7 protein-coding genes are annotated in these 13,414 nt (G+C 62.7%); 4 read left to right on the top strand and 3 right to left on the bottom strand.

Annotation, left to right across the window (positions count from 1 at the left end; genetic code table 11):
* Positions 1-19: 19 nt before the first annotated feature.
* Together FAY22_RS06515 and FAY22_RS06510 are read right to left on the bottom strand one after the other, a co-directional pair.
* A complete protein-coding gene (locus tag FAY22_RS06515; protein ID WP_146329463.1) occupies positions 20-1,834 on the bottom strand; it encodes an acyl-CoA dehydrogenase in 1,815 nt (604 codons plus the stop codon).
* 113 nt (positions 1,835-1,947) lie between these two features.
* Complete coding sequence (locus tag FAY22_RS06510; protein WP_146329462.1) at positions 1,948-3,126, bottom strand: acetyl-CoA C-acyltransferase; 1,179 nt, start codon at positions 3,124-3,126, stop codon at positions 1,948-1,950.
* Positions 3,127-3,437: 311 nt separating this feature from the next.
* Here FAY22_RS06510 and FAY22_RS06505 point away from each other — a divergent pair, with 311 nt between their 5' ends.
* The 3 genes from FAY22_RS06505 to FAY22_RS06495 all read left to right on the top strand — a co-directional run bounded on the left by FAY22_RS06505 (position 3,438) and on the right by FAY22_RS06495 (position 9,223).
* On the top strand, positions 3,438-5,099 hold the full coding sequence (locus FAY22_RS06505) for an MFS transporter (RefSeq protein WP_146329461.1): 1,662 nt from the start codon (positions 3,438-3,440) through the stop codon (positions 5,097-5,099).
* A gap of 273 nt (positions 5,100-5,372) precedes the next feature.
* Positions 5,373-6,584 carry a formate-dependent phosphoribosylglycinamide formyltransferase gene (gene purT / locus FAY22_RS06500; protein ID WP_146329460.1) on the top strand — a complete coding sequence of 404 codons (1,212 nt, stop codon included), beginning with the start codon at positions 5,373-5,375 and terminating at the stop codon, positions 6,582-6,584.
* Positions 6,581-9,223: a bifunctional diguanylate cyclase/phosphodiesterase gene (locus FAY22_RS06495; protein WP_246860677.1), complete on the top strand. Its 2,643-nt coding sequence runs from the start codon at positions 6,581-6,583 to the stop codon at positions 9,221-9,223. Before purT ends, FAY22_RS06495 begins: the two co-directional genes overlap by 4 nt.
* Here the strand turns inward: FAY22_RS06495 and FAY22_RS06490 are convergent.
* Complete coding sequence (locus FAY22_RS06490) at positions 9,220-11,652, bottom strand: penicillin acylase family protein (RefSeq protein ID WP_146329459.1); 2,433 nt, start codon at positions 11,650-11,652, stop codon at positions 9,220-9,222. The genes FAY22_RS06495 and FAY22_RS06490 overlap by 4 nt on opposite strands.
* Positions 11,653-11,761: 109 nt before the next feature.
* Between FAY22_RS06490 and nadB the strand changes: the two genes are divergently transcribed.
* A complete protein-coding gene (gene nadB, locus FAY22_RS06485; RefSeq protein ID WP_146329458.1) occupies positions 11,762-13,363 on the top strand; it encodes an L-aspartate oxidase in 1,602 nt (533 codons plus the stop codon).
* Positions 13,364-13,414 lie beyond the last annotated feature (51 nt).

The raw sequence follows: 13,414 nt of genomic DNA, 5'->3' as shown, positions 1-13,414 counted from the left end.
CCTTGTTTCGTTGGTGTCGTTAAAACCACGCGTCCTGCATGTCCAGCGTGGTGGTGTCGATGCTTTCCAGCAGGTCGAGCTGCGGCTGCACTTTCGGCAGCTCCCACTTGAAGAAGTAGGCGCAAGCCTGCAGCTTGCCCTTGTAGAAATCGGCGTCGTGCCCGTCCTTGCCGGCCGCCAGCAAGGCCTGTTCGAGCCAGATCCAGGCGACCACCGCATGGCCGAACGCTTCCAGGTAAACCGATGCATTGGCCAGCGTCTTGTTCAGGTCGTCGGCAGCATACAGCGCCTGCGTTACGGCGGCGATGCGCTGCAGCACCGCACCGAGCGACTTCGCGTAGGCAGCCAGCTGCGGCACTTCCAGCGCACGAGCGATGGTCTTCTGCACTTCCGCGCCCAGCGCCTTGAAGGCAGCCCCATTCTGCATTGTGACCTTGCGCCCGAGAAGGTCGAGGCCCTGGATGCCGTGCGTACCTTCATGGATGGGATTCAAGCGGTTGTCGCGGTAAAACTGCTCGACGTTGTATTCGCGGGTATAGCCGTAGCCGCCATGCACCTGGATCGCCAAGCTGTTCGCTTCCAGGCACCACTGCGACGGCCACGACTTCGCGATCGGGGTCAGGATGTCGAGCAGCAGCGTCGCATGCCTGCGCGCCTCATCCGTTTCGGCTGTGCGCTCCTCGTCGACCAGCCGCGCGCAGTACAGGTTGAGCGCCAGCCCGCCTTCGACATAGGACTTTTGTGCCAGCAGCATGCGCTTGACGTCAGTGTGCGCAATGATCGGAATCTGCGGCTGCGCCGGGTCCTTCGCCTGCGGGTGGCGGCCCTGCGGACGCTCGCGCGCATACTCGAGCGCGTGCAGGTAGCCGGTGTAGCCCAGCATGACCGCCCCGAGGCCGACGCCGATACGCGCCTCGTTCATCATGTGGAACATGTTGGCCAGCCCCTTGTGCGGCTCGCCGACCAGGTAACCGATCGCACCGGCCTTGCCTTGCGGCTTGAACTTGCCTTCGCCGAAGTTCAGCAAACAGTTGGTGGTGCCGCGATAGCCCATCTTGTGGTTCAGGCCTGCGAGCACCACGTCGTTGCGCTCGCCCAGCGAGCCGTCCGGGTTGACCAGCTTCTTGGGCACGATGAACAGCGAGATGCCCTTCACGCCCGGGATCAGCTTGCCGTTTTCGTCCGGGATCTTGGCCAGCACCAGGTGCACGATGTTATCCGACAGCTCGTGCTCGCCGGCGGAAATCCACATCTTGTTGCCCTTGATGCGGTAGGTGCCGTCCGGTTGCGGCTCGGCGCGCGTGACGATGTCCGACAAGGACGAACCCGCCTGCGGCTCGGACAGGCACATGGTGCCGAAAAAGCGCCCGCTCATCATTGGCTTGACGAAGGTCTCGATCTGCTCGGGCGTGCCGCACTTGAGCAGCGTATTGGCGTTGCCGATGGTGAGGAACGGGTAGGACGAGGTCCCGACGTTGGCGCCCTTGAAGTAGGCGAAGCCGGCCTTTTCGATCAGCACGGGCAGTTGCATCCCGCCGAAATCGTAGTCCTGGCCGGCGGCCATCAAGCCGGCTTCGCAGAACGCTTTCAATGCGGTTTTCACTTCCGGGATGATATGGACCGTCTCGCCGTCGAAATGCGGCTCCTGCTGGTCGTTCTTCTTGTTGTGCGGCGCGAACAGGTCGGTCGCGATCTGTTCGCAGGTATCCATCGCGGCGTTGAAGGTTTCGCGCGAGTGATCGGCGTAGCGCGCGCGCCTGGTCAGCGCTTCGGCGTCAAGCCACTCGTATAGCAGGAAGTCGAGGTCGCGGCGGGAAATGATTTTCGATTGCATGGTGAGTCTCCGCGCGTGAAGGCGACTCGCCGCACGCGCCAATGAACGATTTCAGATAGCGGACGAACGTCCAATGCAACCGTGGGCGCCGAAGCGCCCACGTTTTACTTGAATTAAACGACTTCGAACAAGCCGGCGGCGCCTTGTCCGCCGCCGATGCACATCGTGACGACGACATACTTGGCGCCACGGCGCTTGCCCTCGATCAGTGCATGACCGGTCAGGCGCGCGCCCGACACGCCGTACGGGTGGCCGACGGCGATTGCGCCGCCGTTCACGTTCAGGCGATCCATCGGGATGCCGAGCTTGTCGGCGCAGTACAGCACCTGCACCGCGAATGCCTCGTTCAGCTCCCACAGGCCGATGTCTTCTACCTTCAGGCCGGCTTTCTTCAACAGCTTCGGAATCGCGAACACCGGGCCGATACCCATTTCATCCGGCTCGCAGCCAGCGATCGCGAAACCGCGGAAAATGCCGAGCGGCTGCAGCCCCTTGGCCTCGGCGACCTTGCTGTTCATGACGACAGCCACCGATGCACCGTCGGAGAACTGGCTGGCATTACCCGCGGAAATCACGCCGCCCGGAATCGCGGTGCGGATCTTGGACACGCCTTCCAGCGTGGTGTCGGCGCGTATACCCTCGTCGGCGGAAATCGTCACTTCACGGGTGACCAGCATGCCGCTTTCCTTGTCGGCCACGCCCATGACAGTCGTCATCGGCACGATCTCGTCGTTGAACTTGCCGGCGGCTTGCGCGGCAGCCGCGCGCAACTGACTTTGCACGCCGTATTCGTCCTGGCGTTCCTTGCTGATGTTATAGCGCTTGGCCACGGTCTCGGCGGTCTGCAGCATCGGCCAATACACTTCCGGCTTGTTCTGCTTGAGCCAGGTTTCCATGATCATGTGCTTGTTCGCCTCGTTCTGTACGCAGGAAATCGATTCCACGCCGCCGGCGGCGTAGATGTCGCCTTCGCCGGCAATGATGCGCTGCGCCGCGGTGGCAATGGTCTGCAGGCCGGATGAGCAGAAACGGTTGATCGTCATGCCGGCGGTGCTCACCGGGCAACCGGCGCGCAGCGCGATCTGGCGCGCGATGTTGCTGCCGGTGGCGCCTTCCGGCGTGGCGCATCCCATGATCACATCTTCCACTTCGCCGGCATCGATCCTGGCGCGCTCGATCGCGGCTTTCAGCACATGGCCGCCCAAGGTCGCGCCGTGGGTCATGTTGAAAGCACCTTTCCAGGATTTGGCGAGGCCGGTGCGGGCGGTGGATACGATGACGGCGTCAGTCATTTTGGGCTCCTTGTGAATTGAACGGTTATTTTGAATCGCTGTTGTATGGCTGTTTTCGGGCGTTTCATCCCGGGTACCGCTGGTAATGAAACACCAGAATATCACATTTTTAGCACGATCGTTCGCAAATTATAAAGGCTAAGGAAAGCCCTTGAAACGGCGTGCCCACCTCAAAAAAGCACTTCCGAATCCGTAAGGTTTTGTAAGTTTCAAGCAAGTATGCCGTAAGGTTTGCGTCGCACACTCGAAACGTGCAGAAATGGGCATGCAGTTTTGCACATTAAATATATATACCTATTAAGGAGACAAGCATGGCGACAGTACAAGCAGCGTCACGCGGCATTACGGCGGAGGAGCGGAAAGTCATTTTCGCGTCCTCGCTGGGCACCGTGTTCGAGTGGTACGACTTTTATCTATACGGCTCGCTGGCCGGCATCATCGCGAAGCAGTTCTTCGCCGGCACCGATCCGACCACCGCGTTCATTTTCGCCCTGCTGGCGTTTGCCGCAGGCTTCATCGTGCGGCCGTTCGGGGCGCTGGTATTCGGCCGCCTCGGCGACATGATCGGCCGCAAGTACACCTTCCTGGTCACGATCATGATCATGGGCCTATCCACGTTCATCGTCGGCCTGCTGCCCTCCTATGCGTCCATCGGCCTCGCCGCGCCGGTCATCCTGATCTCGCTGCGCATCCTCCAGGGGCTGGCGCTGGGCGGCGAGTACGGTGGCGCGGCCACTTACGTGGCCGAGCACGCGCCGCATGACAAGCGCGGGGCCTTCACCGCCTGGATCCAGACCACCGCGACTCTCGGCCTGTTCCTGTCGCTGCTGGTGATCCTCGGCACCCGTACCGCAATCGGTGAAGAAGCGTTCGCCGATTGGGGTTGGCGCATTCCGTTCCTGGTCTCAGTGTTCCTGCTCGCGGTCTCCGTCTGGATTCGCCTGTCCATGAACGAGTCTCCGGCCTTCGCCAAGATGAAGGCAGAAGGCAAGACTTCCAAGGCACCGATCACGGAATCCTTCGGCCAGTGGAAAAACCTGAAAATCGTGATCCTGGCGCTGGTCGGCCTGACTGCCGGCCAGGCCGTGGTCTGGTACACCGGCCAGTTCTACGCGCTGTTCTTCCTGACGCAGACGCTGAAGGTGGACGGCCCGACCGCGAACCTGCTGATCGCCGCCTCGCTGGTGGTCGGCACACCGTTCTTCATCGTGTTTGGTTCGCTGTCCGACAAGATCGGCCGCAAGGTCATCATCATGGGCGGCTGCCTGATCGCCGCACTGACCTACTTCCCGATCTTCAGCGCGCTGACCCACTACGCCAACCCGGCGCTGGAAGCCGCGATCAAGAACTCGCCGGTGGTCGTCACCGCCGATCCGGCCAAGTGCCAGTTCCTGTTCAACCCGACCGGCACCAAGAAGTTCACGACATCCTGCGATATCGCCCGCACCGTGCTGGCCAACGCCTCGGTGAACTACACGACGGTCGAAGCCCAAACCGGCGCCATTGCCTCGGTCAAGGTCGGCGACAAGGTCATCCAAGGCTATGATGCCACCGGCTTGTCGAAGGAAGAGGCTGCCGCCAAAGACAAGCAATTCAAGAAGGAGTTGGGCGACGCCATCAAGGCCGCCGGCTATCCGACCAAGGCGGATCCGGCACAAATGAACAAGGGCATGGTGCTCGTCCTGCTGACCATCCTGGTGATCTACGTGACCATGGTGTACGGCCCGATCGCCGCAATGCTGGTGGAAATGTTCCCGACCCGCATCCGCTACACCTCCATGTCACTGCCCTACCACATCGGCAACGGCTGGTTCGGCGGCCTGCTCCCGACCACCGCCTTCGCGCTGGTCGCCTACAAGGGCGACATCTACTACGGCCTGTGGTATCCGATCGTTATCGCCGTGATCACCTTCGTGATCGGTTCGCTGTTCATCAAGGAAACCAAGGACAGGGATATCTACGCAGCCGATTAACCGTCTAATCGTCCCAGGCGTACCTTCCCGGTATTCCTGGCTTTCAGCCGCCAGCGTCCCTGGCGGCTTTTTTTTCCCCTTTTTGCAACAAGCCGGAATTTGCTGCCAGCCACCGCTCTAATGTGCAGGCCGCGCCTGTCCGAAAGTGTTAAGATCGGGAATTGTCGCTCTGCCAATATTTTGGCTTGCAAAGTCTATAGTATGTCCACCGTGCAATATTGCTCCATTTACAATCCTTAAACATCTTGTAACAGGCCTGTTACCTTTTACTACATGAAAACACCTATCCGCCTTGGCACGCCGCTCTCTCCCACTGCTGTCAAAGTCATGTTGCTCGGTTCCGGGGAACTGGGCAAAGAAGTCATTATTTCCCTGCAACGCCTGGGTGTGGAAGTCATCGCGGTCGATCGCTATCCGGATGCACCGGGCCATCAGGTTGCGCATCGCTCGCATGTGATCGACATGACCGACGGAGCCACATTGGCGGCACTGATTGAACAGGAAAAACCGGACTTGGTGGTGCCGGAAATCGAAGCGATCGCCACCCACACGCTGATGGATCTCGAAAGCCGCGGCAAGGCAACCGTCATTCCGACCGCACGGGCCGCATGGCTGACCATGAACCGCGAAGGCATCCGCCGGCTGGCCGCCGAGGAACTGGGCTTGCCGACCTCCCCCTACCGCTTCGCCGACAGCCTGGAGGAATTGAAGGCGGCATGCGCCGCGGTCGGTTTCCCCTGCGTGATCAAGCCGGTAATGTCCTCCTCCGGCAAGGGCCAGTCGAAAATCGACGGCCCCGGCGAGGTGGAAGGCGCCTGGAATTACGCGGCGGCCGGCAGCCGGGTCGATGCGGGGCGCGTGATCGTCGAAGGCTTCATCGATTTTGAATATGAAATCACCCAGCTGACCGTGCGCGCCCTGAACGCCGACGGCACGGTCTCCACGCATTTCTGCGCGCCGATCGGCCATGTGCAGGTCAAGGGCGACTATGTCGAATCCTGGCAGCCGCATCCGATGCCGCCGTCCTCGCTGGCAAAGGCCCAGGAAATCGCCAGGAAGGTCACCGACAACCTCGGAGGACTCGGCGTATTCGGCGTCGAGCTGTTCGTCAAGGGCGACATGGTCTGGTTCTCCGAAGTCAGCCCGCGTCCGCACGACACCGGGATGGTCACCATGGCAAGCCAGGTGCAGAGCGAATTCGAACTGCACGCCAAGGCGATTCTCGGCCTGCCGGTGAATACCGCATTGCGTTCGCCGGGAGCCTCCGCCGTGATCTACGGTCAGCACGACGCCGCGGCAATCGCCTTCGAAGGTGTCGCCGACGCCCTTGCCGTACCGGGCGCAGACCTGCGTCTGTTCGGCAAGCCAGAATCGTTTGCGCGGCGTCGCATGGGAGTGGCGCTGGCGACTGCGGACGATGTCGACACCGCTCGCCGGCGCGCCAAGGAAGCCGCGTCGAAGGTCAAACCGACCACGGACCGATGAAAATCGCGGCGCTGCGCCTTCCCACTGCCATCATCACCGGCGACGAGGTCTTCCGCCTCGCCTCGCTCGGCCTATACGTCACGCTGCTGCTGCACGTCCTGCTGACGGGATACATGCGGGACATGCAACTGACAGTGGTGGGCCTGGCGGCGGCCGGCGCGCTCGCCGCGCTGTTCGTGACGGCGCTGGTGCGCTACCTGCGGCCCACCGCCGGGCAGTTCGGACGCGACCGCATGCTCATCGAGCTGTTCACCGCCATCTTCGTCGTTACCGGGTTGTCGCTGCAACAGGGCATGCCCAACCTGCCCCTGCCCTGGCTGATCGGCATGGCGGGTCTGTTTCCGCTCGTGCTGGAACGCGTGCTTGCCCTAGCTGCGACGTTTGCCATTGCGCTCATCGGGCTGGCAATGAACGTCACGCTGGACGTGCAGCCGGTCGACTGGTTGCCGCAAGCGTTCGCGACGATGTTCGTCGGGATTTCCGCGATTTTCCTTTCGAGCGCCCTGGACCGCAGCCTGGCGGCTGTCCAGCAGGCGCACACCAACCAGCGCCGCTTCAACGCGATCGCGCGCGCGACACGCAATGCATTCCTGATTACCGATATCCATTACAGGATCAGATTTTCGAATCCTGCCTTGCAGGACGTCATCGGTTACTCCCCGGAGGAATTCGAGCGCTCCGGCATTCATCCGATCGCCCATCCCGACGATGTAAAGGAGCACCAGCGCAAGTTGCGCTACCTGCGCGACACGCCAAAGAGCAGCATTTTTTCGCGCCACCGCATCAGGCACAAGCAAGGCCACTGGGTGTGGGTCGAGACGCGCGGCTTCAACATGCTCCACGACGACGGCATCGACGGCCTGGTGTTCAGCATCGAGGATATTTCGGCGCGCAAGGACGCCGAGCTGAAGCTGAGCGAAGAGCACGCCCTGTTGCGCGCCGTGCTCGACCTGAACCCGTCGTGCATCTACGCTACCGATGCGGAAGGCCGCTTCACGATCAGCAACCAGACCTTCCAGCGCCGCTTCGGCTATTCCTCGGAAGACGAACTGCGCGGCAAGACGATTCACGACATTTTCCTGCGCCAGGTGCCGAAGACGCAGCAGCGCAGCGCATGCGAGCTGGCGGAGCGGCTGTACCAGCTCGACATGCAGGTCATCCGCAGCGGCATGCCGCAGCAGGACCAGGAGCTGCAGGGCCTGTGGGACAGCGACCTGCGGTCCTGGTTCCGCGTCAACAAATATCCGCTGCACGACGCAGAGGGAAGTATCGCCGGCATGCTGTGCATCGCGCGCGACATCACCGACCGCAAGGAATACGAGATGCGGCTGCAGCACCAGGCCCTGCACGATCCGCTGACCGGCCTGCCCAACCGACGCTATCTCCTCAAGGCGATTTCCGACGCCATGACCAGGGCGAGGGAAAGCTCGATGCCGCTCGCGATGCTGTTCTGCGACCTGGACTTCTTCAAGAGCGTCAATGACACCCACGGGCACGACTTCGGCGACAAATGCCTGACCGAAATCACGCGCCGCATCCTGGCGGAGCTGCCGACCCGGGATTTCGTCGCCCGTTTCGGCGGCAATGAATTCGTGGTGCTGTCTCATGCCGGAGTCGATGAGGCCAAGGCCAAGGCCGACGCCCTGCTGCAAGCCGTATCGCGGCAGCTGACCGTTGGAGAGGCGGTGGTCAAGATCCAGACCAGCATCGGGATCGCCATGCTGGAGCACGCGCACAAGAATCCGTCCGAATTGATCCGCGACGCCGACGCGGCCATGTACCAGGCCAAGGAGCGCGGCCGCAACCGCGCCGAAATCTTCGACGCCTCCCTTCAATCCAATACCACCAAGCGCGCGCAGATGGACGTCGCCCTGCGCTTTGCGCTGGAGCGCAACGAGCTCAAGCTGGTCTACCAGCCGAAAGTGTCGATCATCAACGGCGCGGTCAAGGGATTCGAGCTGCTGCTGCGCTGGAATAACCCGCAGTACGGCGCGATCCCGCCGACCGAATTCATCCCCGTTGCGGAGAGTTCCGGCCTGGTGGTGCCGATCGGCCTGTGGGTGCTGGAAGAAGCCTGCAAGCAGTTATCCGCCTGGCAGGCCGAATACCCGGAAATGAAGAACATCACGCTCGCCGTCAATGTATCGATGCGCCAGATTCTGCAATCGACCTTCCTCGACGACGTCACCGGCATCCTGGGGCGAACCGGCGTGGCGCCGGGATCAATCGAGCTGGAGCTGACCGAAACCTCGGCAATGGCCAACCCGATGCAGACCATCGAAAACCTGTCGCGCCTGAAGAAGCTGGGGCTGCGGCTGGCGCTCGACGATTTCGGCACCGGGTATTCGTCGCTGGCCTACCTGCAGAAGCTGCCGATCGACGTACTGAAGATCGACAAGGCGTTCGTGCAGGGGCTCCACAAGAACCCGGGCGACGCCGAAATCGTTCGCCTGATCCTCGCGCTGGCGCAGACCCTCAATCTCGACACCGTGGCAGAAGGCGTGGAAACCCGGGCCGACATGATGCACCTGAAGAAGATGGGCTGCTACCTGGCGCAGGGCTTTGCCTTCTCGCCGCCGGTCAATGCCGACATGGCGGGCGAGATGCTGCGGGACGCGCAGCACTACCAGGTGGCTTAAGGAACAAGCGTCAGCAAGCCGAGACGATCCTTCTCCACCTCCGCGCGCCGGGTTTTCATTGGCACGTATGCGACGTCCGCCCAGCGTTGCGCGAAGTTGCGATACAGCGGCGACAGCACGTTCCCCGATTGCCCCGTGGAGTGCATGAAGCGGGAGTTCTCCAGGTTCGACAAGTCGTAGAGCGCGCGCAGGCTGGCCGCATGGTGATTCACGAACGGGCCATTTTCGTCGCGCAGGTTGTAGCGCCCGACATTCACGGTAAAGTTGTCGCCCGGCGAGGCAACGCGGATATCGAAGAAGGCCGAGAGTCCCTTCACCTTGCCGAACGGCCGGTGCTCGGAGAGCGCCGCGTGGGCATCGCCCCATCGCCAGCCCGCCATGTCCCGGCCGTACCGCCGCTCCAGGTCGTCCAGCGCCGTCTCCAGAGACGCCGACAGGACGTCGCCGCATCCCTGCGCGCGGGCCGCCTCGCCCCCGGCGGTATCGGTGCACCATTTCGCCATGCCGTTTTTATTCTGCAGCACCAGCACCATCGGCCGGTGCACGTTGCGCAGGTCCCAGTAATCCTTCATCAGCGCGTCGCCCAGCTCGTCCGCGAAGATCGCATATGACGCCGCACGCAGCCAGGCATTGAAGATCAGCGGCTCGCTGCGCCCGGCATCCATTGCGCCGTTCCATCCAGCCAGCAAGGCGAGCGCCGCCCGCGCGCGCTGCGATCTGGGCGTCGTCTTGCGCAGCAGCGGCAGCAATTCCCGCGCCGCCAGCGACACGTCGTCCTTCTGCATCTCCGCGAAGCTCTCGATGCCTTGGCGCGGCGCGGCGTCGAGCAGTTCGCCGATACGCTGCGCCCGGTATGGCAGCGTCCATTCGCTGGTCAGGAAATACGGGTAATCGTCCGCCACGATCTTCTGGTTGGCGGTGACGATGCGTTGCGACGGCGGGTTGAAGCTTCGCGGCAGCGCGTCGAACGGGATGAAGCCTGCCCAGTCGTAGCGCGCCTTCCAGCCGGGCGCGGGGGCCAGCCCCTTCAGGTCGTTGTCCGGCTTGCGCAGCGGCACACGCCCGGGCGCGACAAAGCCGATATTGCCGTCGACATCCGCATACACCATGTTCTGCTGCGGCGCGCCGAAGTCCCTGGCCGCATCGAGGAATTCCTCCCAGTTGCGTGCGCGGTTGAGCTTGACGCCGGCTTGCAGGGTCAGGTCGTCCGGGCGCAATGCCGTCCACGCAAATGCCACCACATGGCGTTTTGCATCGAGCCCGGCGCGCTCCACGATCGGCAGCGCGCCGCTCAGCACCGGCCCGTGCCGCGTCTCCCTGATTTCCAGCGTCACATCCGGCTTGCCCTTGACCTTGATGATTTCGGTTCGAATGGCGAAGTTGGCCCAGCCGTCCGGTGTCTGGTACTGCTTGCTGTTGCCGGGATGAATTCGCTCGATATACAAATCCTGCACGTCCGGCCCGGTATTGGTGAAGCCCCAGGCAATCCGGTCGGTACGTCCGAGCACGACGGTCGGGATGCCGGGCAGCGTCGCGCCGATCACGTTCATTCCCGGCGCCGACAAGTGTGCGAAATACCATAGCGCCGGCGCGCTCAGCCCCAGGTGCGGATCGTTCGCCAGCAACGGTTTTCCGGTTTCCGACAAGGCCCCGGCCACGACCCAGTTATTCGACCCCATGCCCTCGACATAGGAAGGCGGCGCGATCGCGGCCACTGCGGCAAGCTGTTCGCCGGTCCCGGCCAGTTCCCGGTACAGCGCTGTGTAATCGCGCGTTTTCAGCACTGCATCGCCCGGATACGGCGGCAAGAACTCATTGATCTGCTGCAGCGACAGGCGTTGCGCCAGCCGCATGCGCAGCAACTCCTGCGTCCAGTTCGCGCCCAGGTCCCAGGCCATCATGGTTTGCCAGCCGATCGAATCAGCCGGCTGCCAGGGTTCGGGGGTCGGCGCGCCCGTCAGCAGGAATTCCGGCGGCAAGGGCCCCTTGCGGCTGGCGAGATAGGCATTCACGCCGCGCGCATAGGCCTCCAGCACCGAGCGCGTTTCCGGCGCAAGATGGGAAAAAATCCGCTCGGCATTGCGGCGCACGCCGAGCGTTCTCAGGAAGCGATCGGTATTGGCAGCGCTCTCGCCCAGGATTTCCGCCAGCCGGCCAGCTGCGATGCGGCGGTTCATCTCCAGTTGCCACAGGCGATCCTGTGCATGTACGAAACCGAGAGCAAAATAGGCATCCGAAGCCGATTTCGCATAAATGTGCGGAATGCCTTCCGCATCACGCACGACGTCAACCACCGCGCCCAGGCCCGTCAGGCGCAGCTTGCCGTCGATCTGCGGCTGGCTGGCGCTGCGGTACCAGAGCGCGATTACTGCCAGCAGGCCCAACAGCGTTGCGATGGCAATGGCAACTTTTCTGAAAATCCCAGTCATACTGTTTTTGTCCCCGTAACAGCGACTATCCACACTTTGCATCAAGAGCAGAGAATTGCTAAGTGGTAAGATGTCGCCTTGTGTAATGGATACGCAAAAGAATTATCTTATGAAATTCGATGTCGCAATCGTCGGAAGCGGACTGGCCGGATTGTCGGTCGCGCTGCATCTTGCACAAACCCGCAAGGTGGTGATCATTTCCAAACGCAGCCTGCTCGACGGCGCGAGCAACTGGGCGCAGGGCGGCATCGCGGCGGTGCTCGATTCGGCGGACAGCCACGAACAGCATATCTCCGACACGCTGATAGCGGGCGCCGGCCTGTGCGACGAGAGCGCCACCCGTTTCATCATCGAGCACAGCCGAGAAGCCATCGAATGGCTGATCGAACAGGGCGTCCCCTTCACGCGCGACCCGAAGGCGGAACTCGGTTTCCACCTGACCCGCGAAGGCGGCCATAGCCAGCGCCGCATCATCCACGCGGCAGACGCCACCGGGCATGCGGTACAGGTCACGCTGGAGCAGAAAGCGCGCTCGCATCCCAACATCACCATCCTGGAACATCATTACGCGATCGACGTCATCAAGTCGGACAAGCTCGACGCCAGCGTCGGCACGCCCTCCTGCCTCGGACTGTACGTGCAGGACGTCCATACCGGCAAGGTGATGACGCTGGCCGCCGATCACACGGTGCTGGCCACCGGCGGCGCCGGCAAGGTCTATCTGTACACCACGAACCCCGACACCGCGACCGGCGACGGCATCGCGATGGCATGGCGCGCGGGATGCCGCGTGGCCAACATGGAATTCATCCAGTTCCACCCGACCTGCCTGTACCACCCGTATGCCAAGTCTTTCCTGATCAGCGAGGCGGTGCGAGGCGAAGGCGGCGTGCTGAAGCTGCCGGCCGGCGCGGGTCCCGCCGCCGGCAAGCGCTTCATGCCGGAGCACGACGAGCGAGCCGAACTGGCGCCGCGCGACGTGGTGGCGCGCGCAATCGACTTCGAGATGAAAAAGCGCGGCCTCGACTATGTCGAACTCGACATCAGCCACCAGCCGCCGGAATTCCTCAAGGAGCACTTCCCGACGATCCATGCACGTTGCCTGGAACTGGGCATCGACATCACGACGCAGCCGATCCCTGTCGTGCCTGCGGTGCACTTCACCTGCGGCGGCGTGGTCACCGACATGTTCGGCCGCACCGACCTGCCCGGCCTGTACGCGGTCGGCGAAACCGCCTATACCGGTTTGCACGGCGCCAACCGCCTGGCCAGCAACTCGCTGCTGGAATGCCTGGTTGTGGGGCGCGCCGCAGCCAAGCATATCGAGCAGCAGCCGAAGCAGAAGACGATCGCGCTTCCCGCCTGGGACGAGAGCCGCGTCACCGACGCCGACGAGGAAGTCGTCATCGCCCACAACTGGGACGAACTGCGCCGCTTCATGTGGAACTACGTCGGCATCGTGCGCACCACCAAGCGCCTGGAACGCGCGCAGCACCGCATCCGCCTGCTGCGCGAAGAGATCTACGAGTACTACGCGCATTTCCGCATCACGCGCGACCTGCTCGAATTGCGCAACCTCGTCGACGTAGCCTCGATGATCGTGGAAAGCGCCCTGTCGCGGCGCGAAAGCCGCGGACTGCATTACAGCCAGGATTATCCGGAGACCTTGCCGAAGGCCTTGCCGACGGTGTTGTCGCCGGCGCCGCGGTAACGGCAAACGCATATTGAAAAGGCCGCAGCGCGCCGTTAAACGCGCTGCGGC

Source organism: Noviherbaspirillum sp. UKPF54, assembly GCF_007874125.1.
Lineage (GTDB): Bacteria > Pseudomonadota > Gammaproteobacteria > Burkholderiales > Burkholderiaceae_D > Noviherbaspirillum.
Note: the sequence above shows the minus strand (reverse complement) of the source record. Positions and strands in the feature narration are given on the sequence as shown.

Excerpts from the sequence above, each read along its gene's own strand:
- FAY22_RS06495 (WP_246860677.1), top strand. The coding sequence starts at position 6,581 with ATGAAAATCGCGGCGCTGCGCCTTCCCACTGCCATCATCACCGGCGAC.
- FAY22_RS06510 (WP_146329462.1), bottom strand. The coding sequence starts at position 3,126 with ATGACTGACGCCGTCATCGTATCCACCGCCCGCACCGGCCTCGCCAAA.
- FAY22_RS06515 (WP_146329463.1), bottom strand. The coding sequence starts at position 1,834 with ATGCAATCGAAAATCATTTCCCGCCGCGACCTCGACTTCCTGCTATAC.
- FAY22_RS06505 (WP_146329461.1), top strand. The coding sequence starts at position 3,438 with ATGGCGACAGTACAAGCAGCGTCACGCGGCATTACGGCGGAGGAGCGG.
- FAY22_RS06490 (WP_146329459.1), bottom strand. The coding sequence starts at position 11,652 with ATGACTGGGATTTTCAGAAAAGTTGCCATTGCCATCGCAACGCTGTTG.
- purT (WP_146329460.1), top strand. The coding sequence starts at position 5,373 with ATGAAAACACCTATCCGCCTTGGCACGCCGCTCTCTCCCACTGCTGTC.
- nadB (WP_146329458.1), top strand. The coding sequence starts at position 11,762 with ATGAAATTCGATGTCGCAATCGTCGGAAGCGGACTGGCCGGATTGTCG.